This window comes from Pseudomonas sp. HMSC065H01, from assembly GCF_001815235.1.
GTDB lineage: Bacteria > Pseudomonadota > Gammaproteobacteria > Pseudomonadales > Pseudomonadaceae > Pseudomonas > Pseudomonas aeruginosa.
This window is the reverse complement of the sequence record NZ_KV819895.1, coordinates 309,357-334,142: the sequence shown is the minus strand read 5'-3', so window position 1 is coordinate 334,142 and position 24,786 is coordinate 309,357. Positions and strand designations below refer to the sequence as shown.

The window sequence follows — 24,786 nt, the reverse complement described above, 5'->3', positions numbered from 1 at the left end:
GGCGCGCCTGTCAGTGGGTCAACGCAGGGAAATGATCGGCCAGCCGCGTTTTTCCGCCTCGGCGCGTAGGCGCGGATCGGGGTCGACGGCCACCGGCCGGCTGACCTTTTCCAGCAGCGGCAGGTCGTTCAGCGAGTCGCTGTAGAAGCTGGCGCCTTCCAGGTCCAGGCCGTTCTCGTCGAGCCAGCGTTGCAGGCGCACCACCTTGCCGCCCTGGAAGCAGGGCACGTCGAAGGTCTGCCCGGTGTAGCGGCCGTCGCGCATCTCGCACTCGGTGGCGATCAGGGTCTCCACCCCGAGCCGTTCGGCGATCGGGCCGGTGACGAAGCGGTTGGTGGCGGTGATGATCACCAGCCGGTCGCCGGCGGCGCGGTGCTCGGCGAGCAGCGCCTCGCCCTTGGCCAGCACGATCGGCTCGATCACTTCCTGCATGAACTGGCGGTGCCAGGTTTCCAGCTGGGCCATCTCGGTGCGACCGAGGATCGCCTGGGTGAAGGCCTGGTAGGCAAGGACGTCGAGCTTGCCGGCGACGTAGTCGGCATAGAAGGCGTCGTTGCGCGCCTGGTATTCGGCGGCGTCGACCAGGCCGCGCTGGCACAGCCATTCGCCCCAGCTATGGTCGCTGTCGCCGGCGAGCAGGGTGTTGTCGAGATCGAAAAGGGCCAGACGCACGGGGTGACTCCATCGGTTGGCGGGTGGCGGAAGGGCCGCGAGAGCCTTTTGCGAAGGCTCCCACCGGGCCTTGGGAAAGCCCCTAGCCTACCGGCTTTTGCCGGCCCTGTATCCTCCCCGCACGAGTCGCAAAGCCGCGCGTTGCCGCTATCACAAGCTTTATGGAACAATGCGGGCACATGCGATTTCGAGGATGTCCCAGCGTGATCGATTCCGATGGTTTTCGCCCGAATGTCGGCATCATTCTCGCCAACGAGGCGGGGCAGGTGCTGTGGGCGCGGCGTATCAATCAGGAAGCCTGGCAGTTCCCGCAGGGAGGCATCAATGATCGCGAAACGCCGGAAGAGGCGCTGTATCGCGAGTTGAACGAAGAAGTCGGGCTGGAGGCCGGGGACGTGCGCATCCTGGCCTGCACCCGCGGCTGGCTGCGCTACCGTTTGCCGCAGCGCCTGGTGCGGACCCACAGCCAGCCGCTGTGCATCGGCCAGAAGCAGAAATGGTTCCTGCTGCGGCTGATGTCCGACGAGGCGCGCGTGCGCATGGATATCACCAGCAAGCCCGAGTTCGACGGCTGGCGCTGGGTGAGTTACTGGTACCCCCTGGGACAGGTGGTGACCTTCAAGCGCGAGGTCTACCGCCGCGCCCTGAAGGAACTGGCCCCGCGCCTTCTGGCGCGGGACTGAACACGGAGACAAGGCCCCGAGCATGCTCAACACGCTGCGCAAGATCGTCCAGGAAGTGAACTCCGCCAAGGATCTGAAGGCGGCGCTGGGCATCATCGTGCAGCGGGTCAAGGAAGCCATGGGTACCCAGGTCTGCTCGGTGTACCTGCTCGACACCGAGACCCAGCGTTTCGTCCTGATGGCCACCGAAGGCCTCAACAAGCGTTCCATCGGCAAGGTCAGCATGGCTCCCAGCGAAGGCCTGGTCGGCCTGGTCGGCACCCGTGAGGAGCCGCTCAACCTGGAGAACGCCGCCGCCCACCCGCGCTACCGCTATTTCGCCGAGACCGGCGAGGAGCGCTACGCGTCGTTCCTCGGCGCGCCGATCATCCACCATCGGCGGGTGATGGGGGTGCTGGTGGTGCAGCAGAAGGAGCGCCGCCAGTTCGACGAAGGCGAGGAAGCCTTCCTCGTCACCATGAGCGCCCAGCTCGCCGGGGTCATCGCGCATGCCGAGGCGACCGGTTCGATCCGCGGCCTGGGCAAGCTCGGCAAGGGCATCCAGGAAGCCAAGTTCGTCGGCGTGCCCGGCGCCCCCGGGGTCGGGGTGGGCAAGGCGGTGGTGGTGTTGCCGCCGGCCGACCTGGAAGTGGTGCCGGACAAGCAGGTCGACGACATCGACGCCGAGATCGCCCTGTTCAAGCAGGCCCTGGAGGGCGTTCGCGCCGACATGCGCGCGCTGTCGAGCAAGCTCGCCAGCCAGCTGCGCAAGGAAGAACGCGCGCTGTTCGACGTCTACCTGATGATGCTCGACGATGCCTCCATCGGCAACGAGGTCAAGCGCATCATCCGTACCGGCCAGTGGGCCCAGGGCGCCCTGCGCCAGGTGGTGATGGAGCACGTGCAGCGCTTCGAGCTGATGGACGACGCCTATCTCCGCGAGCGCGCCTCCGACGTCAAGGACATAGGTCGCCGCCTGCTCGCCTACCTCCAGGAAGAACGCAAGCAGAACCTGACCTACCCGGAACAGACCATCATCGTCAGCGAGGAGCTGTCGCCGGCGATGCTCGGCGAGGTGCCGGAAGGGCGCCTGGTCGGCCTGGTCTCGGTGCTCGGCTCGGGCAACTCGCACGTGGCGATCCTCGCCCGTGCCATGGGCATCCCCACGGTGATGGGGGCGGTCGACCTGCCGTACTCCAAGGTCGACGGTATCGACCTGATCGTCGATGGCTACCACGGCGAGGTCTACACCAACCCCTCCGCCGAGCTGGTGCGCCAGTACAGCGACGTGGTCGCCGAGGAGCGCGAGCTGAGCAAGGGCCTGGCGGCCCTGCGCGAGCTGCCCTGCGAGACCCTCGACGGCCACCGCATGCCGCTCTGGGTCAACACCGGCCTGCTCGCCGATGTCGCCCGCGCCCAGGAGCGTGGCGCCGAGGGCGTGGGCCTGTACCGCACCGAAGTGCCGTTCATGATCAATGACCGCTTCCCCAGCGAGAAGGAACAGTTGGCGATCTACCGCGAGCAGCTCAGTGCCTTCCACCCGCTGCCGGTGACCATGCGCACCCTGGATATCGGCGGCGACAAGGCGCTGTCCTACTTCCCGATCAAGGAAGACAACCCGTTCCTCGGCTGGCGCGGCATCCGCGTCACCCTCGACCACCCGGAGATCTTCCTGGTCCAGACCCGCGCCATGCTCAAGGCCAGCGAAGGACTGGACAACCTGCGCATCCTGCTGCCGATGATCTCCGGCACCCACGAGCTGGAAGAGGCCCTGCACCTGATCCACCGCGCCTGGGGCGAGGTGCGCGACGAGGGCGTGGACATCGCCATGCCGCCCATCGGCATGATGGTCGAGATTCCCGCCGCCGTGTACCAGACCCGCGAGCTGGCCCGCCAGGTCGACTTCCTTTCGGTCGGTTCGAACGACCTGACCCAGTACCTGCTGGCGGTCGACCGCAACAATCCGCGGGTCGCCGACCTCTACGACTACCTGCATCCGGCCGTTCTGCATGCGTTGAAGAAGGTGGTCGACGATGCCCACCTGGAAGGCAAGCCGGTGAGCATCTGCGGCGAGATGGCCGGCGATCCCGCGGCTGCCGTGCTGCTGATGGCGATGGGCTTCGACAGCCTGTCGATGAACGCCACCAACCTGCCCAAGGTGAAGTGGCTGCTGCGCCAGATCACCCTGGACAAGGCCCGGGACCTGCTCGGCCAGTTGCTCACCTTCGACAACCCGCAGGTCATCCACAGCTCGCTGCACCTGGCGTTGCGCAACCTCGGCCTGGGTCGCGTGATCAACCCGGCGGCTACCGTCCAGCCCTGATTTCCCGCGCGCCGGACGCTTCGTCGTGCGGCGCTTACGCTTTCCCCGCAAGCGTATAGACTGCCTGCCATTCGGTAGAGGCCACTGGCCAGTCGAACGTGCGAGGGATTGCCGCAAAATGGACGAACGGGCGTCGAAGCCGCCAGGTCTTCTTCCGCTGTCACGCGAAGACCTTGAGAAAACCCTGCGATATGCCCTGGAGATCGTCAGCGACGGGATCTGGGACTGGAACATCGCGACCAACCAGGTCAGCCGCAGCGCCGGCTGGTACCTGATGCTCGGCTATCCGCCGCATAGCCTGCCGGAGAGCGTGGAGACCTGGAAGAGCATCATCCATCCCGAGGACTATCCGCGGGTGATGGCCAGCTTCCAGGCCTACCTCGACGGCGAAAGCCCGGAATACTGCGAGGAATACCGCTGCCGCACCTACAGCGGGGATTACCTGTGGATCAGCGATCGCGGGCGTTTCGTCGAGTTCGACGAGCGCGGCGAGCCGCGGCGGATGATCGGTGCGCACCACGAGATCCATCAGCGCAAGCTGGTCGAGCTGGAGTTGCAGCAGCGCAACGAGGAACTGTTCGACTGGAACCTGCGTCTCGAGGAACTGGTGGCCGAGCGCACCGAGGCGCTGCACCGGGTCAACCAGGCGCTGGCCTCGAAGATGGCCGAGGCCCAGCGCCTGAGCGAAATCGATCCGCTCACCGAGCTGTACAACCGACGCAAGTTCGAGCAGTGCCTGCACCATGAATGGATGCGCCGGCAGCGCCATGGACGCGCCACGGCACTGGTGATGATCGATGTCGATCACTTCAAGCGGATCAACGACCTGTTCGGCCACTCCACCGGTGATCGCGTGCTGGTCGCCTTCGGCCGCCTGGTTGCCAGCGAGCTGCGCGAGGTCGACGTGCTGGCGCGCTGGGGTGGCGAGGAGTTCATCCTGCTGCTCCCGGAAACCGGCCTGGAGGCCGCGGCGGCCTTGGCCGAACGCCTGCGCCAGCGGGTTCGCTCGCAGTCCTTCGAGATGGGCGAGCGGTTGACCGCCAGCTTTGGCGTCGGCGTGCTGAATGATGGCGAGACCCTCGACCTGCTGCTGTGCCGGGTGGACGACGCCCTCTATCGGGCCAAGCAGCGTCGCGATTGCGTGGCCTGTTGCTGAAGGTCAGCCTGGCGGCAGCACCAGGCTGACCTCGCCGAGCCGGGCGCCGGACGGCCCGAAGCTGCGCTCGATCATCTCCCGCGTGCCGTCGGCGTGTACCCGTACGACGCTGCTGGCGCGAGTGCCGTAGCTCGGGCTGGCGATGAACACGCTGGAGAGCAGGCGTTCCGTGGCCAGACCCACGCCGGTATCCGGCAACTGGCCGTCGGCGGCCGGCGCTGCGTCGGCCAGCAGCTCCAGCAGGGCCTGCGGATGCGGCTCGGCAAGCCGCTCGGCGAGGGCGGCGCGAGCCTTGAGCAGCTTCGGCCAGGGCGTATCGAGGGCCGCGTTGGACAGCCCGTAGATCCCCGCCGGCAGCAGGCGCGGTGGCCCTACGCGGGGGTTGTAGTGCCAGAGCTGATGGCGATCGCCAATGAGCAGGTTGAAGCCGGAATAGTCCGCGGCGCGCCCGGCGACCTGCGCCAGGTAGTCGGCCGGGTTGCCGCCGCCGCGCAGGAAGTCCGCCACCAGTTCGCCACGGGAGCGCTTGCCGAGAGCCTGCGACGGATCGCGGACGTTGGTCAGGGCGGCGAAACGGCCGGCCGGGCCGAGCCCCAGCCAGGTGCCGCCGGCCTCCAGGTCGCGTCCGGCGAATACCCCCTCGGCGTCCTCCCAGGCCGCCAGCGGCAGGCTCGGGCGGGCATAGAATTCGTCACGGTTGGCGGCGACCAGCAGCGGCAGGGCGTGCCCCGGTTGCCAGGCGAAGACGATCAGGCACATGCGCGATCCTTGGGATGGGCTGGCCGTCAGGCTAAAGGCATCCGCCATCGCCGTTCAAGCACGACGCCTGCCGCACGGCGCGCAATTCCGTTACCATGCCGGCTTTCCAACGGGGGCGTGCATGGAGTTTCTCCTCTATATCGTGCTGGGCGCCTGTGCCGGCGTGCTGGCCGGACTGTTCGGCGTCGGCGGCGGCCTGATCATCGTCCCGGCGCTGGTCTTCAGCTTCACCGCGCACGGTTTCGGCGGCGACGTCCTGACCCAGATGGCGGTCGGCACCTCCCTGGCGACCATCGTCTTCACTTCGATCAATTCCATTCTCGAACACCATCGGCGCGGCGCGGTGCGCTGGCCGGTGTTCGCCTGGATGACCCTCGGCATCCTCATCGGCAGTGCCCTCGGCGCGCTGACCGCGGCGCAGATCAAGGGGCCGCTGTTGCAGAAGATAATCGGGGTGTTCGCCATCCTGGTCGCTTTGCAGATGGTTCTCGACCTCAAGCCCAAGGGTAGCCGCGAGGTGCCCGGCAAGGGCGGCCTGACCCTGGCCGGCGCGGTGATCGGCTGGGCCTCGGCGATCTTCGGCATCGGCGGCGGTTCGCTGACCGTGCCTTTCCTCAGTTGGCGCAGCGTGCCGATGCAGCAGGCGGTGGCGACTTCCTCGGCCTGCGGCCTTCCTATCGCCATTTCCGGCGCTCTGTCGTTCATCGCGGTCGGCTGGCACAACCCGCAGTTGCCGGAGTGGAGCCTGGGCTACGTCTATCTGCCGGCGTTGGTCGGCATCGCCGCCACCAGTATGCTGTTCGCCCGCTTCGGCGCGCGCCTGGCGCATCGTTTGTCGCCGCGCGTACTCAAGCGACTGTTCGCCCTGCTGCTGTTCAGCGTGGGCATAAGTTTCCTGACCCCCGATCTCGCTTTTCTGTCGTAGGAGTTATCGATGCTGACGTATCCCCAGATCGATCCGGTTGCGCTGGCCATCGGCCCGCTGAAGATCCACTGGTACGGGCTGATGTACCTGATCGGGATCGGCGGCGCCTGGCTGCTGGCGTCGCGCCGGATGAAGCGCTTCGACCCGACCTGGACCAAGGAGCGCCTTTCCGACCTGGTCTTCTGGGTCGCCTGCGGCGTGATCCTCGGTGGCCGCCTGGGCTACGTGCTGTTCTACAACCTGGACGAGTACATCGCCAACCCGACGCTGATCTTCGAGGTCTGGAAAGGCGGCATGTCCTTCCATGGCGGCCTGCTCGGCGTGATGCTGGCGGTCTGGTGGTTCGGCAAGCGCCATGGCAAGAGCTTCTTCCAGCTGATGGACTTCATCGCCCCGCTGGTGCCCATCGGCCTGGGCGCCGGGCGCATCGGCAACTTCATCAACTCGGAACTGTGGGGCAAGGTCAGCGATGTGCCCTGGGCCATGGTCTTCCCCAACGGCGGCCCGCTGCCGCGGCATCCCTCGCAGCTGTACCAGTTCGCCCTGGAAGGCGTGGCGCTGTTCGTCATCCTCTGGCTGTTCACCCGCAAGCCACGGCCGACCGCCTCGGTCTCCGGCCTGTTCGTGCTGTGCTACGGGATCTTCCGCTTCGTCGTCGAATTCGTCCGCGTGCCGGATGCCCAGCTCGGCTACCTCGCCTGGGGTTGGCTGACCATGGGCCAGGTGCTCTGCGTACCGATGGTGCTGGCCGGCATTGCCCTGATGGTCTGGGCCTACCGCCGCGACGCGGCGCAGCCGAAGGCGGCCTGAGCCGCTTTTCGTGCCCGGGGCGGATAACGTCGCAGGCGTCATCCGCTCCGGGCAGCCGGCTTTCCGCTCCAGGGCGTGCATGGCTTGCGCCGGTCGCGCCGAACTGGCGATGCAGGCTCCGTCGCCGTAGACTTGGCCATCCTTCTGTCATCCCTCGGTGGGAGCCGCCACGTCGGCGCCGCACCGATATCGATCCGAGCCTCCGATGAAACAGTACCTCGACCTGATGCGCCACGTGCGCGAGCACGGCACCTTCAAGAGCGACCGCACCGGCACCGGCACCTATAGCGTGTTCGGCCACCAGATGCGCTTCGACCTGGCCGCGGGCTTCCCCCTGGTGACCACCAAGAAGTGCCACCTCAAGTCGATCGTCCACGAGCTGCTGTGGTTCCTCAAGGGCTCCACCAATATCGCCTACCTCAAGGAGCACGGCGTCTCGATCTGGGACGAATGGGCCGACGAGAACGGCGACCTCGGCCCGGTGTATGGCTACCAGTGGCGCTCCTGGCCGGCGCCGGACGGCCGCCACATCGACCAGATCGCCAACCTGATGGCGATGCTGAAGAAGAATCCGGACTCGCGCCGGCTGATCGTCTCCGCCTGGAACCCGGCGCTGATCGACGAGATGGCCCTGCCGCCCTGCCACGCGCTGTTCCAGTTCTACGTCGCCGACGGCAAGCTCAGCTGCCAGCTCTACCAACGTTCGGCGGACATCTTCCTCGGCGTACCCTTCAATATCGCCAGCTATGCCCTGCTGACCCTGATGGTGGCGCAGGTCGCCGGCCTGCAGCCGGGCGAGTTCATCTGGACCGGCGGCGATTGCCACCTGTACGCCAACCACCTGGAGCAGGCCGACCTGCAGCTGACCCGCGAGCCGCTGCCGTTGCCGAGCATGAAGCTGAATCCCGAGGTGAAGGATCTGTTCGACTTTCGCTTCGAGGACTTCGAGCTGGTCGGCTACGAGGCCCATCCGCACATCAAGGCACCGGTCGCGGTCTGACCCTTCGGCGGAGCCGTCGGCTCCGCTCAACCGAACAGGCGACGGTACCAGGGAAGCGCGCGCCAGTCCCGCAAAGCCCGCTCCGCATCTTCTGCGCGTTGCAGCGCCTGTTCCAGGGCCTGCTCCAGCGGAGCGACCGGATGGCTCATGGCATGGCCATGGCAGAGCTGGAAGTCGTCCAGCAGGTTCGGCGGTAGCGCGAAGGCGCCTTCCAGGCGTGCCTGTTCCTCCGCCAGGTAATAGCCGTTGAGGCCGTCGAAGTGGACGAAACGGTAGCCCGCGGCGAGCAGCGGCGCTTTCCACTCGGGGTCGTGGTCGAATGGAGTTTCCGCGAGGATCAGCCACGGGCGCCAGCGGTTCAGGTCGAGGCCGCGGAGCACCGCGCCTTCCAGCCCTTCGACGTCGATCTTGAGGAAGTGGATCGGCCCTTCGACATGGGCCGCGCAGATCGCGTCCAGGGTGCTGACCTTCACTTCGCGCGGGGTGGCCGTGCAGCCCTCGGCCTGGCGCTGGCGGGCTAGCTCGGGGTCCAGGGTGGAGAGACCCGAGGCGGCCATCTCGTAGAGCGTGGCGCGGCCTTCGCGCTCGCCAATGGCGAGGTTCAGGTTGAGGTCTTCCGGCCGTTCCCGCTCCAGCTCGCGGTGCAGGTGGGGCAGCGGTTCGATGTTGATGCCGCGCCAGCCGCGCTCGTAGAACGCCAGGGTGACCGAGTCGATCCGCGGGTGGTTGGCGCCGACGTCGATGTAGAACCCCCTGGGGAAGAGTTTCAGGGCCCGCCAGAGTCGGACGTCTTCCAGGTTCTGCGCGTAGGAAACGAAGGGCATGGGCCTACCTCTTGGGCGATCGTCGCCCAGTCTGTCATTCCCCGCGCCCGCTCTCCAGCAATTCGGCCAGCGCGTCGATCTGTTCCTGGCGGTCGCTGCCGCCCACCCGCCTGCCGTTCAGCGACGACCACTCCGGATGCGCGCGCGCCTTGCGCAGCGCTTCCGGCAGCTTGCCTTCGCGCCACTGCTTGTCCTCCGGGGTTTCCAGGCGGATCGCCTCGACCGCCGCGTGGCCGCGCGTTTGCAGGGCTGCCAGGAGCTGCCGTTGGCGCAGCGCGAGCAAGCGCAGCACGGCGTCGTTGACAGTCAGCTCGCGGGCGCCCTTGAGCTTGCCGAGCAGGCGCGAGCCGTAGTGGCCGACGGTCTGCCAGGCGCCGCCGGCGAGGGCGCCGAGGGCGGCGGCGGCGCCAAGGGTGACGCCGCCCACCAGCAGGTCGATGCCGGCGCCGGCCGCGGCACCGGCCGCAACCCCGCCGCCGAGGCGGATACCGAGTTGGCGCAGGGTCTCCGGATTGAACAGATCGTCGCCCCAGCGGCCGTCGAGCAGCGGCAGGTCGGCGGCGCGGGCGTCGTCCCTGGCGAAGGCGTAGAGCCGCAGCAACGCTTCCACGCAGGCCTGCTCGCGCTTGCGCACCTGCTGGTGCAGGTCGCGGGTGGCTTCCTGCACGGCGCTTTCGCCGCCGGGCACCAGGCGCCGGCAGGCGGCGACGTCGACCAGCAATTCGGCGATCAGCCGTTGCCCGGCGCGCAGGCGCGCGGCGGCCTGGGTCTCATGGTCGGCGATCAGCCGGTCGAGTTGCGGCCGGGCGCGCTCCAGCAGCAGCGCCAGGCTCTCGTAGAGGCGCTGTTCGCCGTCCAGCGGCGGCGCCACGCTGTCGAAACGCACCAGGGCGTGCAGGCCCAGGCGAGCGAGGGCGGCGCGCCACTCCTCCTCGCGATGCTGCGGGCTGGCGACGAAGTTCAGCACCGGCAGCAGCGGCCGGCCGCAGCCGGCGAGCACCGCCAGTTCGTCGCGATACTTGGCCAGTACCGGTTCGCGGGCGTCGATCACGTAGAGCCCGGCGTCGGAGGCGAGCAACTGGCGGACCACCTTGGCTTCCTGTTCGAAACGCCCGCGCGCTTCGTTGCTGTCCAGCAACCGCGCCATGCGTTCCGGGCCATCGAGACGCTCGCCGGGGCGCTCCAGGGCGTCCAGGTAGTCGAGCAGGGCGATGGCGTCTTCCAGGCCGGGCGTGTCGTAGAGTTCCAGCAGCGCTTCGCCGTCCACCGACAGCCTGGCGCCCTCGACGTGGCGGGTGGTACTGGGGCGATGGGAGACTTCGCCGAATCCGCGGTCGCGAGTCAGGGTGCGCAGCAGCGAGGTCTTGCCGGTATTGGTGTGGCCGACCACGGCCAGGATCAGCGGCTCAGTCATGGCCGGTCTCCAGCCAGGCCAGCGGCGAGGTCTCGCCGTGCGGCAGTTGCAGGCGTTCCAGGGCGGCGTGCCAGTCACCCAGGCGGTCGCTGTCGAGCGCTTCGCCGGGCGGAGCCTGGAGCAGCCAGATGCGGGTGCTGGCGGCGCAGCGGGCGAGTTCGCCGAGCAGTGCCAGGGTGCCGCGGTCCGGCGAGCGACGCGGGTCGCAGGCGATGGCCAGGCGCGCCGGCGGGTAGCGGGTCAGTTGTTCGAGCAGGCGACGGCGCTGCTGGCCGTCGTCGAGGATGCCGGCGTCGGCGACGCCTTCGGCGAGCTTCGGCGGCCAGGGCCGGCGATCGTCCAGCTCCACCGCCACCAGCACCGCTCCGGCGGCTTCCTGGCTGGACTGGCCGCCCTGCGGCTCCGGCAGCCAGTCCGGTGCCGCGACGCTGACGCCGAGGCGTTCGCTGGCCGGCATCAAGCGTTCGCGCAGCAGGCTGTAGCATGGGTCGTCGAGGTCCAGGTCGAGGTGGGCCAGGCCGCGTTTCCAGCGCCACAGGCAGAGCAGACCGAGCAGCGCGCGCGGCAGGACCCCATAGACCAGCAGTACGCCTACCAGCCAGCCGGCCCAGGCGTGCCGTGCGGCTTCGCTGGCCAGGGCGGCGTCGCCGCTGGCGCGGATCAGCTCGGCGTCCGGCAACGGGAAGCCAAGCAACGCCGGCAGGGCGCCGAGCGCCTGGGTAAGGGCGATGAAGGTATCGCTGCCGAGAATGGTGGTTTCCCAGACGAAACCGTAGCGGCGGGTCGCCAGCAGGCCGAGGAGCATGGCCAGCGCGGTCAGCAGGCCGAGCAGCCAGAGCCCGTGGACCAGCGCGCCGAGGCCCCAGCGCGCCAGCCGGCGCCGGCCGAGCAGGACCAGTAGCGCCGGCGCCAGGTGCGCGGCGCGGGCATCGCGCGCCAGCTTGCCGCTGAGCCACAGCCAGAGCCGGCCGAGCGCGCCCGCGGCCTCGCCGCCGGCGAGCAGGCCGAGGGCCCAGCCGAGCAGGGTCAGCAGGTGCAGGCCGAGTAGGCTGGCCAGCGCCCAGAACACGTTGACCGGGCGCTGGCCATCGCCGAGCGCGGCGAAGGCCAGTCCGGCGCCGCTGGCCAGGGCCAGCACCAGCAGCAGGGCCAGCGCCAGCCGCGAACCCTGGCGCCAGGTCCGCTGGGCGTCGAGCAGGCCCTCGCGGCGGCCCAGCCAGTGGGCGCGGGTGAGAATACGGCGCGGCAGGGAACCGCCCTGGGCCAGCGCCTGGCGAACCGCCTCGCTGTCTTCCAGCGGACCGGCCTGCTCCTCGCGCAGGCGAACGGCCTCGGTCAGCCAGAGGGCGTCGAGGCCGGGATGCGTCGTGTGACTCAAGTCACCTCCTGTGTCGATTTCCCTGCCGAGCGTGAATCGTGCCCGGCCAACGGCGTCTGATCAGCGCCAAACATAGCAAAAAGCGCCCCGGCGGCTCATGCTGGCTTGCCAGCCGGCTGGCGGCGGGGTGTGGGATTTTGACTGGCGCCGTGGCGAAAGCGTTCGGCGCCGGTAGCGAGAGGAACACTGAGATGAAGGTAGTACGCCGATACCCCCTGGCGCTGTTGCTGGGGATGGCGGGCGCGCTGGCCGACGAGTTGCCCGATGGCTCCTTGCTGCAACGCTATGGCGTGCAGGCCGACCAGTTGCCGACCCTGGCGGCGGATCCGCCGTCGCGCAAGGAGGAGAAGGAAACGCCGTCGCGCTTCCGGGTGGAGCCGGAGCAGCCCTTGGTGACCTTTGGCGTCAAGGACCACAAGGGCATGGAACCCACTGGCAACCCGTCGATCGACGCCATGCACGAGCGCGATCGGCGGATCTGCCGGAACATCAGGCGGCAGGCACTGGAGAAAGGCAAGGCACAGCCCTTCGACGGCTACATCGAGTGTCCATGAGGCCGGCGCCCGCGTACGAGCGCCGGTCGGGCTGCGTCAGCGCTGCTCGCGCAGGCGCACGGCGACGTCCGGCTGGTCGCTGAACAGGCCGTCGATGCCGGCGTCGAGGTAGGCCCTGATCTCGCCGGCCAGGTCGCCGCGCGACTGCGGGTTGCCGTCGGCGCTGCGGAACTCCGCCGGAAGGAAGCTGTTTTCCGCGCGGAAGGTGTAGGGATGCACCTTCAGCCCGGCGGCGTGGGCGTCGCCGACGAAGCGGGTCGGCTGGCCGAGGTTGCCGTTGGCATCGCGGGGAATCACGTAGCTCTTGTCCGGACCGACCCCGTAGGCGTAGCGCGCCACCTGGCGCAGGCCCTTGGCGGTGGCCATCTCGGCGTAGGTCAGGCTGCCGCCGGCAGCCTGCTGGTCGTAGGGCTGGCCGCTGCCGTAGAGCTGGACCAGGCGGATGCCGGTGAGGCGCTTGAGTTCCTTCAGGTTGTTCACCTCGAAGGACTGGATGAATACCGGCGCGCGCGGACCGAGGTAGCCGTTGCGGTGCAGGGTCTTCACCAGCGGGCGTTCCATGGCCAGGCCGAGGCGCTGGAAGTGGGTGCCGTGCTTGATCTCGGGGTACAGGCCGATGGTGCGCTGCTGGCTGATCTGCAGGCTTTTCACCAGGTCGATGATCTCCTGCAGGGTGGGGATCTCGAAGGTGCCGTCCAGGCGCGCATTGCCCGGGCGGATCGTGGGGATGCGCTCGATGGCGCGCAGGGTCTTCAGTTCGGCGAGGGTGAAGTCTTCGCTGAACCAGCCGGTGAGTTCCACTCCGTCGACTTTCTGCGTGCGCTTGCGGTCGGCGAATTCCGGGTGCTGGGCGACATCGGTGGTCAGGCCCAGCTCGTTGTCGTGGCGGGCGACCAGCTTGCCGTCGCGGGTCATCACCAGGTCCGGCTCGACGTAGTCGGCGCCCATCATCACCGCCAGGGCGTAGGCGCCCAGGGTGTGTTCCGGTACGTAACCGCTGGCGCCACGGTGGGCGATGACCAGCGGCGAGCGTTCGTCGCTGGCTGGGTGGCGAACGGAGGCCTGGCCCTGGGCCCAGTCGATGGCGCGTTGTACGTTGCCGGTGTCGGCGTGGGCGGCGCTGGCCAGGCCAGCGGCGAGCATCAGGCAGGCGGCGCCGAGGTGGCGGCGCAGGAAGGCTGGTTGCATGACGGGTCCTCGTCGGCGGTTCGGGAGTGTTCCAGTCCAGCAGAGTGACGCAGCCAGGTGATACTTCTTTGCCCGTTTCGCGACATTCCCGTGACAATCGCCGCCAGCGTGACGACGTCGGCGTTTTCCCGGCCAATCCAACGAAAGGGGCGGACGGCCGGGGCAGGGTATAGGGTGACGGCGCTCGCATAACAATAAGAGGATCGGTGATGGCTTCCGCGCAACCTGCCTCCGCGTTTCCCTGCCTGTCGTTGCAACTGGCCTGCCTGTTGCTGGGCGCCTGGCTGGCCTTCGATGCCCACGGCGGCGGCCAGGCCGTGGCGCCGCCGGCCCGTGTCGAAGCGCGTGTGCCGACGGCCGCTACCGATGACTGGGGACGCCAGCCGGACAGCCTGATGAGCGCCGTGCCGCCGCGCACGCTGGAGGCGAGCGTCGGCGCCCGCGGCTCGGGATCGGCGAGTTCGCGACTGTGGATCGCCGATACCGACTTCCGCCTGCACGACGACATCGGTTTCTTCATCCAGCGCATGCTGATCCGCATGGAGCCGACTCGTCCCGGCGCGCCCTTGTCGCTCGACGATCCGACGGCGATGGTGGCGCGGATCCAGGCCGGCGAGATATTCGTCAGCGACGCCACCCTGGCGACCCTGCTCAACCAGGACCTCGCTGCGTCCCGCGCGGCCGTGCGCAACCTCAGTATGAACACCCGCAAGGACGGCCAGGAAGTGCGTGGCGAGTTGTTGCGCAAGGGGCGCTGGCGGCCGCTGCGGATGCTCACCGAGATCGAGCTGAGCGGTCCGCTGGAGGTGACCCTGGTACCCCGGCGGATCTTCGTCGACGGGGTCGAGGTCACTTCGTCGCTGGCGGCGGCCTCGATCGAGATGTCCGAGGTGCTGAAGCTGAAGACCCGGCACATGGAACTGGTCGGCAACCGCATCCGCGTCGACCTCGACGGATTGTTCCCGCCGCCGCGCCTGGACTTCCGCGTCAGTCGCCTGGCCCTGGCCGACGGCGGCATGCAACTCGCCCTCGGCGACTCCCTGGCCGACCTGCAATGGCCGGCATTACGGGCGCCGGACAGCTACATGTTCATCGAGGGCGGCGATATCAAGATGGCGCGCACCGTGCTGGTCAAGGCCTATGCCCTGTTCACCAGCCTCAGCCCGGGGCAGCCGCTGCTGTTCAATCTCTACGACTACCGGCGGCAACTGCAGAACGGCGTGATCCGCCTGCGCGAGGACGGCATGGTGCAGATCGCCGTGTCGCCGGTGAAGGCGCCGGCGCCGCTGGAGGCACGGCTGTGAGCCGGCGTCCGTGGGGCGTACTGCTTGGCTGTTGCCTGTTGGCGGCCAGCGCGGCCCAGGCCGAAAGCGCCATCGACCGGCAGCAGCGCGAACTGGCCCTGCTGCGCGAGGGCTGGTACCGGCAGGTCCCGCCGGCGCCGTTGCCGCTGCCCATGCGTACGGCCGGGCCGGCGGATTCCGGCCAGGATGGCGTCGGCATACTGCTGCGCAACGTGGACATGTACCTGCGCGGCAACATCGGTTTCCACGTGCCCGAGGTGAAGGGCTGGCTGGTGCCGAACCGGGCCGGCCAGCCGGTGGACTTCGACCGTCCGCAGGACATGCATTTCCAGGTGATGGAGGGCGAGGTGCTGCTCAGCCCGCGGCAACTGGCCAACCTGTTCAACGAGCACATCCTCGCCTACGACGGGACCATGTTGAAGGACTTCCGCATGAGCAGTGCGGCGGGACGCCTGGAGGTGGAGGGGCGGGTGCGTCCGCTCGGCGTAGGGCCCTGGCTGCCGCTGCGGCTGGGCGGCGGCGTGGAGGTGGACGCGGCCAGCGGCGCGCTGGTCTATCGGCCCGACCAGTTGAGGGTGATCGGTCTGCCGCTGTACGGGGCGATGAGCCTGGTCGGCCTGCCGATGTCGGCGCTGGTCAGCCTCGATCGGCCGGGGGCGAGCCTGGTGGGCAGCGCCATGCGCCTGGACTACCGCAAGGTCTTCCCGCTGCTGGGCATCGACGGCCACGTACAGGAGGCCTGGCTCGACGACCAGGGGCTGCACCTGCGTTTCTCCCAGGCGCCCGGCCAGCCGTCGCCGGTGTTCAGCCCGCCGGCCGCAGCGGGCCCATCCTTCCTCTGGCTACAGTCGGGCGACCTGAAGATCTTCGAAATCCTCATCACCTACGCCCAGGTGCTGCTGAAGACCGAGACCCCGGACCAGGTGCTGACCTTCAACCTGCAGGACTACCGCAAGGTGCTGGCGACCGGCACCACCCAGGTCAACGAGGATGGCACCTTCTTCATGCAGGTGCCGCCGTATGCCAATCCCTTGTAGGCCGGCCCGCACAGTTGGCCTGGAGTCCGCCGGCGCGAGTGTTTATCCTCGCGCCTTTGTCCTTCCACGATGAGGTAACCCCATGGCACGACCGCTGGCGATGATCGCCGCCCTTGGCGAGAACCGCGCGATCGGCATCGACAACCGCCTGCCCTGGCGCCTGCCGGCCGACCTCAAGCATTTCAAGGCGATGACCCTCGGCAAGCCGGTGATCATGGGGCGCAAGACCTGGGACTCGCTGGGTCGGCCGCTGCCGGGCCGGCTAAACCTGGTGGTCAGCCGCCAGGCCGGCCTGGCACTGGAGGGTGCGGAAGTGTTCGCCAGCCTGGACGCCGCGCTGGCGCGCGCCGAGGCGTGGGCGCAGGCGGAGGACGCCGACGAACTGATGCTGATCGGCGGCGCCCAGCTCTATGCCGAGGCCTTGCCGCGCGCCGCGCGCCTCTACCTGACCCGGGTTGGCCTGGCGCCGGAGGGCGACGCCTTTTTCCCCGAGATCGATGGTGCGGCCTGGCGCCTGGCGTCGAGCATCGAACACGCCGCGGCTGACGATGCGCCTGCCTACGCCTTCGAGGTATGGGAGCGCCGCTGACGGTTCCAGGCGGGGTCAGAGGGTGATCAGCTCCGCCTCGATCTTCTTCCCCGCCACTTCCAGCACGCCGATCCCGATCGGCAAGCTGAAGCGCCGCGGCCCGGCGCTGCCCGGGTTGAGGTAGAGCACGCCGTCGCGCTCTTCCTTCAGCGGCTTGTGCGAATGTCCGGCGACCACCACGTCGATGCCTTCGGCGGCCGGGTCGAGGTCGAGTCGCTTGAGGTCGTGCAGCACATAGAGGGTCAGCCGGCCGATCTTCAGCAGCAGGCGCTCGGGGATGTCCGCCGCCCAGTCCTGGGTGTCGTTGTTGCCGCGCACCACCGAGAGCGGCGCCAGGCGTTCCAGCTCGGCGAGGATTTCCGGCTTGCCGATGTCGCCGGCATGGATCAACTGGTCGCAGCCGCGCAACCGTTCCAGCGCCTCGGGCCGGAGCAGGCCATGGGTGTCGGCGATCAGGCCGATGCGCAACGGGCGGCGGGACTGGGGCATGGGCGCGGGTCCGGGTTGCGGGACGGAAGAGGGTGGCCGACGGGCATGGCCATGCCGTCGATCATACCCAACCATTGGCCGGGTACGAAAACCCTTCGGCGAAAACCGCGACGCCACCCGGAGGTGGCGCCGCGCCTATCAGTGTCCGGCCTTCTGGACCGGGCTTTCCGGCAGGAACCAGTTCAGCAGCAGGGCGCAGATGCCGCCGGTGGCGACCCCGGACTCCAGCACGTTGCGCAGCGCCGCGGGCATGTGCGCGAGGAACTCCGGCACCTGCGAAACGCCCAGGCCGAGGGCCAGGGATACGGCGATGATCAGCAGGGCACGGCGGTCCAGCTGGATGCCGGCGAGGATGTTGATGCCCGAAGCGGCCACCGCGCCGAACATCACCATCGCCGCGCCGCCCAGTACCGGTTCCGGCACCGCCTGGATGACCCCGGCGACGCTCGGGAACAGGCCGAGCAGGACCAGCATGGCGGCGATCCAGAGGCCGACGTAGCGGCTGGCCACGCCGGTGAGCTGGATCACCCCGTTGTTCTGGGCGAACACTGAGCTGGGGAAGGTATTGAAGATACCGGCGAGGAACGAGTTGGCGCCGTTGACCAGCACGCCGCCCTTGATCCGCTGCATCCACAGCGGGCCTTCCACCGGTTGCTTAGACACCTTGCTGGTGGCGGTGACGTCGCCGATGGCTTCCAGGGAGGTGACCAGGTAGATCACCAGCATCGGGATGAACAGCGGCCAGGAGAAGTCCAGGCCGAAGTGCAGCGGGGTCGGTACCTGGAACAGCTCGGCCTGGTGCATGCCGGTGAAGTCCAGGCGACCGAGGTAGCCGGCCAGCGCGTAGCCGACGGCCAGGGCGATGACGATGGCGCAACTGCGCATCCATACCACCGGGATGCGGTTGAGCACCACGATGATGCCCAGCACCACACCGGACAGCAGCAGGTTCTCGCCGTTGGCGAAGGTGCCGTTGGACATCGCCGAGAAGCCGCCGCCCATGCTGATCAGGCCGACCTTGATCAGGGTCAGGCCGATCATCAGCACGACGATGCCGGTCACCAGCGGGGTGATCAGCCGCTTGACGAACGGCAGTATGCGCGAGATGCCCATCTCGACGAAGGAGCCGGCGATGACCACGCCGAAGATCGCCGCCATCACGCTTTCCACCGGCGTGCCCTGCTTGACCATCAGCGCCCCGCCGGCGATCAGCGGGCCGACGAAGTTGAAGCTGGTGCCCTGGACGATCAACAGTCCGGCGCCGAACGGGCCGAAGCGCTTGCACTGGACGAAGGTGGCGATGCCGGAGATCACCAGCGACATCGACACGATCAGATTGGTGTCGCGCGGCGATACGCCCAGCGCCTGGCAGATCAGCAGGCCGGGGGTAACGATCGGCACGATGATCGCCAGCAGGTGCTGGAGGGCGGCGAGCAGGGCGATGGGAGCGCTGGGACGGTCGTCCAGGCCATAGACCAGGTCGTTGCGGGCGCTGGCGTCCGACGGGCTTTGCAGGGAACTCATGGTGGCGGTCCGGGGAAAAAGAGCGCGATTTTACTGGGCGAACACGGTCTCGCCCAGGCCTGGCTGCGCCGCATGTCGGCGGATAACGCCGGTGGCGTATGCGCCCTGCGGTTGGAGCGTGGGTGAGCGGTAGGGCGAATGACCGCTTGCGATTATCCGCCATTCGGCGCGCGTACGCGTGAATGAAAAAGCCCGGCGCGGGACCGGGCTTTTTTCGTCGCGGGACGATTCAGCCGTCCAGCAGCGCCTTGTTGCGTACCGCGCCCTTGTCGGCGCTGGTGGCGAGCAGGGCGTAGGCCTTGAGCGCGGTGCTGACGCGGCGGGCACGCGGCGCGGCCGGCTTCCAGCCCTTCTTGTCCTGTTCGGCGCGGCGTGCGGCGAGTTCTTCGTCGCTGACCAGCAGGTTGATCGAGCGATTGGGAATGTCGATCAGCACCTTGTCGCCGTCCTGCACCAGGCCGATGGCGCCGCCGGCGGCGGCTTCCGGGGAGGCGTGACCGATGGACAGGCCCGAGGTGCCGCCGGAGAAGCGTCCGTCGGTGAGCAGGGCGCACTGCTTGCCCAGGCCCTTGGACTTCAGGTAGCTGGTCGGATAGAGCATTTCCTGCATGCCCGGCCCGCCCTTCGGTCCTTCGTAGCGGATGATCACGATGTCGCCGGCCTTCACCTCGTCGCCGAGGATGCCTTTCACCGCGGCGTCCTGGCTTTCGAAGATCTTCGCGCTGCCTTCGAACACGTGGATCGACTCGTCGACCCCGGCGGTCTTCACCACGCAGCCGTCGAGAGCGATGTTGCCGTAGAGCACGGCCAGCCCGCCTTCCTTGGAATAGGCATGCTCGACGCTGCGGATGCAGCCCTCGGCGCGGTCGTCGTCCAGGCTCGGCCAGCGGGTGTTCTGGCTGAACGCGGTCTGGGTCGGGATGCCCGCCGGACCGGCCTTGAAGAAGGTGTGCACGGCTTCGTCGCGGGTCTGGGTGATGTCCCACTGGGCGATGGCGTCGGCCATGCTCGGGCTGTGCACGGTGGGGACGTCGGTGTGCAGCAGGCCACCGCGGGCCAGTTCGCCGAGGATGGAGAAGATGCCGCCGGCGCGATGCACGTCTTCCATGTGGTACTTCTGGATGTTCGGCGCCACCTTGCACAGTTGCGGCACCTTGCGCGACAGGCGGTCGATGTCGCGCAGGTCGAACGGCACCTCGGCCTCCTGGGCGGCGGCCAGCAGGTGCAGGATGGTATTGGTCGAGCCGCCCATGGCGATGTCCAGGGTCATGGCGTTCTCGAAGGCCTTGAAGTTGGCGATGTTGCGCGGCAGCACGCTGTCGTCGCCTTCGCCGTAATAGCGCTGGCAGAGTTCCACGGCCAGGCGCCCGGCGCGCAGGAACAGTTGCTCGCGGTCGGCGTGGGTGGCCAGGGTCGAGCCGTTGCCCGGCAGCGACAGGCCGAGCGCCTCGGTCAGGCAGTTCATCGAGTTGGCGGTGAACATGCCGGAGCAGGAGCCGCAGGTCGGGCAGGCGCTGCGCTCGTACTCGGCGACCTTCTCGTCGGAGCAGGAGTCGTCGGCGGCCACCACCATGGCATCGACCAGGTCCAGGCCGTGGCTGGCCAGCTTGGTCTTGCCGGCCTCCATCGGCCCGCCGGAGACGAACACTACCGGGATGTTCAGGCGCAGCGCGGCCATCAGCATGCCGGGGGTGATCTTGTCGCAGTTGGAGATGCAGACGATGGCGTCGGCGCAGTGGGCGTTGACCATGTATTCCACGGAGTCGGCGATGATCTCCCGGCTCGGCAGCGAATAGAGCATGCCGTCGTGGCCCATGGCGATGCCGTCGTCGACGGCGATGGTGTTGAATTCCTTGGCCACGCCGCCGGCCTTCTCGATCTCGCGGGCGACCAGTTGGCCGAGGTCCTTCAGGTGCACGTGGCCGGGCACGAACTGGGTGAAGGAGTTGGCGATGGCGATGATCGGCTTCTTGAAGTCTTCGTCCTTCATCCCGGTGGCGCGCCAGAGGGCGCGGGCGCCGGCCATGTTGCGGCCCTGGGTGGAGGTTTTCGAGCGGTAATCGGGCATGACGATTTCCTGCGGCTAATCAGGTTCGGGTTATGACTGTATCGTGAGCGTCGAAGGAACCGGATGCAAACGGGGAATAGCCGAGTGTACGGAGTTGGCCGGGGTCTGAATGGGGTCACCATTGGCGACGGCCTGGGCTCACTGCCCGCCGGGGGATGATTGGCGAGGAATGCCCGGATTCTAAGCCCAGAGCGGGCGAATGGGGAAGGCTGGCGGTCGGCGGAGCGGCGCGTCGCGACCCGGCTGGCGTCTTGCGCCGCCCGTCGCGCCATGAGCGGCGGTGGCCGTAGGGCGGATGAACGCAGGCGCTCATCCGCCGGGACGGGCTCAGCCGTTGGGCAGCAGCCGGCAGGTCAGGCTCTTGATGTAGCGGGTTTCCGCGATCGCCAGGTGCACCGGATGGTCGGGGCCCTGGCCGCCGCGCTCGAGCAGCTGGATGTTGCGGTCGAGATGGCGGGCGCTGCCGATCAGGATGTTCTGCAGGTCGTCCTCGGGCAGGTGCATCGAGCAGGAGGCGCTGAGCAGGATGCCGTCCTTGCTCAGCAGGCGCATGGCCTGTTCGTTGAGACGGCGGTAGGCGGCCTCGCCGTTCTTCAGGTCCTTCTTGCGCTTGATGAAGGCCGGCGGGTCGGCGATCACCACGTCGAAGCGTTCGTCGGCGGCCTTCAGCTCGCGCAGGGCCTCGAACACGTCGCCCTCGACGCAGGTGACCTTCTCCGCCACGCCGTTCAGTGCCGCGTTGCGCTCGACGCCGTCGAGGGCGAAGGCGGACGCGTCCACGCACATCACTTCGCTGGCGCCGAAGGCGGCGGCCTGGATGCCCCAGCCACCGATATAGCTGAACAGGTCGAGGACCCGCTTGCCCCGCACGTAGGGCGCCAGGCGCGCACGGTTCATGCGGTGGTCGTAGAACCAGCCGGTCTTCTGCCCGGCCAGCACCGGCGCCTCGAACTTCACGCCGTTCTCTTCCAGGGCGACCCACTCCGGCACTTCGCCGTAGGCATTGGCCACGTAGCGCTCCAGGCCCTCGGCGTCGCGCGCGCTGGAGTCGTTCTTCCAGAGCACGGCGGCGGGCTTGAGCACCTGCAGCAGGGCGGCGAGCACCTCGTCCTTGCGCAGTTCCATGGCTGCGGACGCCAGTTGCACCACCAGCACGTCGCCGAAGCGATCGACCACCAGGCCGGGCAGCAGGTCGGAATCGCCGTAGACCAGCCGGTAGAACGGCTTGTCGAAAAGCCGCTCGCGCAGGCTGAGGGCGATGTTGATGCGATGAACCAGCAGCGATTTGTCGAGAACGTGCTTGGTATCACGGGAAATGAGGCGGCCGCAGATGAGATTGTTCGGGCTCAGCGCGACGATGCCCAGCGGCTTGCCGTTGGCCATTTCCAGCACCGCCTGGTCGCCGGCGGCGAAGGCATTCAGCGGCGTCGCGGCGACATCCACCTCGTTGCTGTAGACCCACAGGTGGCCGGCGCGCAGGCGGCGCTCGGCGTTGGCTTTGAGACGCAAGCTGGGCAGGGTCATGGGAAAGGCTCCGGCAAAAGAGCGCGATTATAACGCAGCGACGGGATTCGCCGCTGCGCGAACGCGGGCCGTTCAGCCGGCGAGGATTTCGATGAATCGACGGTTGAAGGCCGGGATGTCTTCGGGTTTGCGGCTGCTCACCAGCTTGCCGTCCACCGCTACCTCCTGGTCCACCCAGTGGCCGCCGGCGTTGTTGATGTCGTCCTTGAGCGACGGCCAACTGGTCAGGGTACGACCCTGCACCAGGCCGGCGGAGATCAGCAGCCAGGCGCCGTGGCAGATCACCGCCACCGGCTTGCTCGCCTGTTCGGCGCGGATCGCCAGTTCCTGGGCCTTGGCCAGGCTGCGGATCTGGTCGGAATTGATCACCCCGCCGGGCAGCAGCAGGGCGTCGTAGTCGTCCAGGCTGGCGTCTTCGAAGGTGCCGTCGACGCGGAAGGCCTCGGCTGGCTGGTGATGGTTCCAGCCGCGCACCTCGCCGGCCTTGTCGGAAAGAATCCTTACCGTGGCGCCGGCGTCTTCCAGGGCTTTTTTCGGACCGGTCAGTTCGACCTGTTCGAAACCGTCGGTCACCAGGGCGGCGACGACCTTGCCGTGCAGGGATTGGGTCATGGCATGTCTCCCGATATCAGAAGGGGTATTCATTCCGACCCTGGCGGCTGCGGGAAAAGTTCCATGTCCGTTGCCTGGCGCCGCTTTTCCGGCAGAAGCCCGCCCCATGGCGGGGTTCTCCGGGTAAACTGCGCGCACCGTCAACTTTCGCCTCCGTCCTCATGGTCCAAGAACTCACCGCCGAGCAGATCCGCCAGGCCCTGCAAGGCATCAGCGTGCCGCCGCAACCCCAGATCATGGTCGACCTGCAGATGGAGCAGGTCATGCCCAATCCGGACCTGAAGAACATTGCCAGGCTGATCAGCCAGGACCCGGGCCTTTCCGGGGCTCTCCTGAAACTGGTGAACTCGCCGTTCTTCGGCCTGGCCAATCGCATCACTTCGATCCAGCGCGCGGTGAACCTGCTGGGCAGTCGTTCGGTGATCAACCTGATCAACGCCCAGTCGATCAAGGGTGAGATGAGCGACGACACCATCGTCACCCTCAACCGTTTCTGGGACACCGCCCAGGACGTGGCCATGAGCTGCCTGAGCCTGGCCAAGCGGATCGGCTACGAATCGGTGGACGAAGCCTACGCTCTCGGCCTGTTCCACAATTGCGGCATCCCGCTGATGCTCAAGCGCTTCCCGCACTACATGGCGGTGCTGGAAGAGGCCTACGCCGCCGCCAGCGACGAACGCCGGGTGGTGGACACCGAGAACCGCGTGCTGAACACCAACCATGCGGTGGTCGGCTACTACACCGCGCGCTCCTGGCGCCTGCCGGAGCACGTCTGCGAGGCGATCGCCAACCACCACAACGCGTTGTCGATCTTCGGCGACGAATCGGCACGCGATACCCAACTGAAGAACCTGCTGGCGATCCTGAAGATGGCCGAGCACATCTGCGGTTCGCACCGGGTCCTCGGCAACCAGCCGGAAGACCACGAATGGAACAGCATCGGTGCGCTGGTGCTGGACTACGTCGGGCTCACCGACTACGACTTCGAGAACCTCAAGGGCTCGATCCTCGAGCTGGGCGTCGGCCAGGGCAGCTACTGACTGGCCGCGCCGCGGCGCTTCCTGCTAAGGTGCCGCGGTCAACCGGATTGCTGCCGCCATGCCCGAACTACCCGAAGTCGAAACCACCCGCCGGGGCATCGCCCCCTACCTCGAAGGCCAGCGCGTCGAGCGCGTGATCGTGCGCGAGCGGCGCCTGCGCTGGCCGATTCCCGAAGACCTGGACGTGCGCCTGTCCGGACAACGCATCGTCAGCGTCGAGCGCCGCGCCAAGTACCTGCTGCTGGGCGCCGAGGCCGGTACGCTGATCAGCCACCTGGGCATGTCCGGCAGCCTGAGGCTGGTGGAGAGCGGCACCCCGGCCAGTCGCCACGAGCACGTCGACATCGAGCTGGCCTCGGGCATGGCCCTGCGCTACACCGATCCGCGGCGCTTCGGCGCCATGCTCTGGAGCCTGGCGCCACTGGAACACGAGCTGCTGCGCAACCTCGGCCCGGAACCGCTGACCGACGCTTTCGCCGGCCAGCGTCTGTTCGAGCTGTCGCGCGGGCGGAGCATGGCGGTCAAGCCGTTCATCATGGACAACGCGGTGGTGGTCGGGGTCGGCAACATCTACGCCAGCGAAGCGCTGTTCGCCGCCGGCATCGATCCGCGCAAGCCTGCCGGGAGCATCTCCAAGGCGCGCTACCTGCGCCTGGCGGAGGAGATCAAGCGGATCCTGGCGATCGCCATCGAGCGCGGCGGCACCACCCTGCGCGATTTCGTCGGCGGCGACGGCCAGCCCGGTTACTTCCAGCAGGAATTGTTCGTCTATGGCCGTGGCGGGGAGTTCTGCAAGGTCTGCGGCAGCACCCTGCGCGAGATCCGCCTAGGCCAGCGCGCCAGCGTGTACTGCCCGCGCTGCCAACGCTGAAGCGCCGCGCCGCGCATACTCTACCGCCACAAGAAGGGCCGCCACGGTGAGCGGCCTGCCATA

The 24,786-nt window shown here is 68.0% G+C and carries 23 protein-coding genes; 12 read left to right on the top strand and 11 right to left on the bottom strand.

The features are described 5' to 3' along the window. Positions 1–18 precede the first annotated feature (18 nt). Positions 19–672: a histidinol-phosphatase gene (locus HMPREF3014_RS17705; protein WP_003110585.1), complete on the bottom strand. Its 654-nt coding sequence runs from the start codon at positions 670–672 to the stop codon at positions 19–21. 203 nt (positions 673–875) lie between these two features. Between HMPREF3014_RS17705 and HMPREF3014_RS17700 the strand changes: the two genes are divergently transcribed. The 3 genes from HMPREF3014_RS17700 (at position 876) to HMPREF3014_RS17690 (ending at position 4,813) form a co-directional block, all read left to right on the top strand. Beyond that, positions 876–1,355, top strand: a complete 480-nt coding sequence (locus tag HMPREF3014_RS17700; protein ID WP_003084400.1) for an RNA pyrophosphohydrolase — start codon at positions 876–878, stop codon at positions 1,353–1,355. Between the two features lie 22 nt (positions 1,356–1,377). Then, on the top strand, positions 1,378–3,657 hold the full coding sequence (gene ptsP / locus HMPREF3014_RS17695; protein WP_003084404.1) for a phosphoenolpyruvate--protein phosphotransferase: 2,280 nt from the start codon (positions 1,378–1,380) through the stop codon (positions 3,655–3,657). A 118-nt stretch (positions 3,658–3,775) separates the two neighbouring features. Further along, positions 3,776–4,813 (top strand): sensor domain-containing diguanylate cyclase, encoded by a 1,038-nt coding sequence (locus HMPREF3014_RS17690; protein WP_003112961.1) that lies wholly within the window; start codon positions 3,776–3,778, stop codon positions 4,811–4,813. Between the two features lie 3 nt (positions 4,814–4,816). Here the strand turns inward: HMPREF3014_RS17690 and HMPREF3014_RS17685 are convergent, their stop codons facing one another. After that, positions 4,817–5,572: an NRDE family protein gene (locus tag HMPREF3014_RS17685; RefSeq protein ID WP_003112962.1), complete on the bottom strand. Its 756-nt coding sequence runs from the start codon at positions 5,570–5,572 to the stop codon at positions 4,817–4,819. 121 nt (positions 5,573–5,693) lie between these two features. Between HMPREF3014_RS17685 and HMPREF3014_RS17680 the strand changes: the two genes are divergently transcribed. The 3 genes from HMPREF3014_RS17680 (at position 5,694) to HMPREF3014_RS17670 (ending at position 8,307) form a co-directional block, all read left to right on the top strand. Continuing rightward, positions 5,694–6,497, top strand: a complete 804-nt coding sequence (locus tag HMPREF3014_RS17680; RefSeq protein WP_003110587.1) for a sulfite exporter TauE/SafE family protein — start codon at positions 5,694–5,696, stop codon at positions 6,495–6,497. A 9-nt stretch (positions 6,498–6,506) separates the two neighbouring features. After that, the gene (gene lgt / locus HMPREF3014_RS17675; RefSeq protein WP_003112963.1) at positions 6,507–7,307 is read left to right on the top strand and encodes a prolipoprotein diacylglyceryl transferase; all 801 of its coding nucleotides are present in this window, start codon (positions 6,507–6,509) and stop codon (positions 7,305–7,307) included. Positions 7,308–7,512: 205 nt separating this feature from the next. After that, positions 7,513–8,307 (top strand): thymidylate synthase, encoded by a 795-nt coding sequence (locus tag HMPREF3014_RS17670; protein WP_003110588.1) that lies wholly within the window; start codon positions 7,513–7,515, stop codon positions 8,305–8,307. Positions 8,308–8,333: 26 nt separating this feature from the next. On the opposite strand, the gene HMPREF3014_RS17665 is transcribed toward HMPREF3014_RS17670, so the two are convergent. Genes HMPREF3014_RS17665 through HMPREF3014_RS17655 form a run of 3 tightly spaced genes read right to left on the bottom strand, consistent with a single transcriptional unit; the run spans position 8,334 to position 11,923 of the window. Continuing rightward, the gene (locus HMPREF3014_RS17665; RefSeq protein WP_003112965.1) at positions 8,334–9,131 is read right to left on the bottom strand and encodes an FkbM family methyltransferase; all 798 of its coding nucleotides are present in this window, start codon (positions 9,129–9,131) and stop codon (positions 8,334–8,336) included. A 34-nt stretch (positions 9,132–9,165) separates the two neighbouring features. Then, positions 9,166–10,545: a GTPase/DUF3482 domain-containing protein gene (locus tag HMPREF3014_RS17660; RefSeq protein WP_023086905.1), complete on the bottom strand. Its 1,380-nt coding sequence runs from the start codon at positions 10,543–10,545 to the stop codon at positions 9,166–9,168. Further along, the gene (locus HMPREF3014_RS17655; RefSeq protein ID WP_023086906.1) at positions 10,538–11,923 is read right to left on the bottom strand and encodes a DUF2868 domain-containing protein; all 1,386 of its coding nucleotides are present in this window, start codon (positions 11,921–11,923) and stop codon (positions 10,538–10,540) included. Before HMPREF3014_RS17655 ends, HMPREF3014_RS17660 begins: the two co-directional genes overlap by 8 nt. Before the next feature lie 191 nt (positions 11,924–12,114). Here HMPREF3014_RS17655 and HMPREF3014_RS17650 point away from each other — a divergent pair, with 191 nt between their 5' ends. Then, positions 12,115–12,477, top strand: a complete 363-nt coding sequence (locus HMPREF3014_RS17650) for a hypothetical protein (protein WP_003102907.1) — start codon at positions 12,115–12,117, stop codon at positions 12,475–12,477. Positions 12,478–12,513: 36 nt separating this feature from the next. Here the strand turns inward: HMPREF3014_RS17650 and HMPREF3014_RS17645 are convergent, their stop codons facing one another. Beyond that, positions 12,514–13,665, bottom strand: a complete 1,152-nt coding sequence (locus HMPREF3014_RS17645; RefSeq protein WP_003102904.1) for a glycerophosphodiester phosphodiesterase — start codon at positions 13,663–13,665, stop codon at positions 12,514–12,516. Positions 13,666–13,874: 209 nt separating this feature from the next. Here HMPREF3014_RS17645 and HMPREF3014_RS17640 point away from each other — a divergent pair, with 209 nt between their 5' ends. From HMPREF3014_RS17640 to HMPREF3014_RS17630, 3 genes are all read left to right on the top strand, one after another. Next, positions 13,875–14,969: a hypothetical protein gene (locus HMPREF3014_RS17640; protein ID WP_003102900.1), complete on the top strand. Its 1,095-nt coding sequence runs from the start codon at positions 13,875–13,877 to the stop codon at positions 14,967–14,969. Beyond that, positions 14,966–16,006: a hypothetical protein gene (locus HMPREF3014_RS17635; protein ID WP_019371366.1), complete on the top strand. Its 1,041-nt coding sequence runs from the start codon at positions 14,966–14,968 to the stop codon at positions 16,004–16,006. Before HMPREF3014_RS17640 ends, HMPREF3014_RS17635 begins: the two co-directional genes overlap by 4 nt. Before the next feature lie 82 nt (positions 16,007–16,088). Beyond that, positions 16,089–16,595, top strand: coding sequence for a dihydrofolate reductase (locus HMPREF3014_RS17630; protein WP_003084430.1), 507 nt, complete (start codon positions 16,089–16,091; stop codon positions 16,593–16,595). 15 nt (positions 16,596–16,610) lie between these two features. Here HMPREF3014_RS17630 and HMPREF3014_RS17625 read toward each other — a convergent pair whose 3' ends face one another. From HMPREF3014_RS17625 to pfpI, 5 genes are all read right to left on the bottom strand, one after another. After that, the gene (locus HMPREF3014_RS17625) at positions 16,611–17,084 is read right to left on the bottom strand and encodes a metallophosphoesterase family protein (protein ID WP_003102894.1); all 474 of its coding nucleotides are present in this window, start codon (positions 17,082–17,084) and stop codon (positions 16,611–16,613) included. A 138-nt stretch (positions 17,085–17,222) separates the two neighbouring features. Next, on the bottom strand, positions 17,223–18,608 hold the full coding sequence (locus tag HMPREF3014_RS17620; RefSeq protein WP_003102887.1) for a nucleobase:cation symporter-2 family protein: 1,386 nt from the start codon (positions 18,606–18,608) through the stop codon (positions 17,223–17,225). A 229-nt stretch (positions 18,609–18,837) separates the two neighbouring features. Further along, on the bottom strand, positions 18,838–20,676 hold the full coding sequence (gene ilvD / locus HMPREF3014_RS17615; protein ID WP_014602381.1) for a dihydroxy-acid dehydratase: 1,839 nt from the start codon (positions 20,674–20,676) through the stop codon (positions 18,838–18,840). Between the two features lie 327 nt (positions 20,677–21,003). Then, positions 21,004–22,200, bottom strand: coding sequence for a class I SAM-dependent rRNA methyltransferase (locus HMPREF3014_RS17610; RefSeq protein ID WP_023086907.1), 1,197 nt, complete (start codon positions 22,198–22,200; stop codon positions 21,004–21,006). 72 nt (positions 22,201–22,272) lie between these two features. After that, positions 22,273–22,812, bottom strand: coding sequence for a protease PfpI (gene pfpI, locus HMPREF3014_RS17605; protein ID WP_003102879.1), 540 nt, complete (start codon positions 22,810–22,812; stop codon positions 22,273–22,275). 215 nt (positions 22,813–23,027) lie between these two features. On the opposite strand from pfpI, the gene HMPREF3014_RS17600 reads away from it, so the two are divergent. Together HMPREF3014_RS17600 and mutM are read left to right on the top strand one after the other, a co-directional pair. Continuing rightward, positions 23,028–23,852 carry an HDOD domain-containing protein gene (locus HMPREF3014_RS17600; protein WP_003118789.1) on the top strand — a complete coding sequence of 275 codons (825 nt, stop codon included), beginning with the start codon at positions 23,028–23,030 and terminating at the stop codon, positions 23,850–23,852. Between the two features lie 58 nt (positions 23,853–23,910). Further along, a complete protein-coding gene (gene mutM / locus HMPREF3014_RS17595; protein ID WP_003102876.1) occupies positions 23,911–24,723 on the top strand; it encodes a bifunctional DNA-formamidopyrimidine glycosylase/DNA-(apurinic or apyrimidinic site) lyase in 813 nt (270 codons plus the stop codon). The last annotated feature ends 63 nt before the right edge of the window (positions 24,724–24,786 follow it).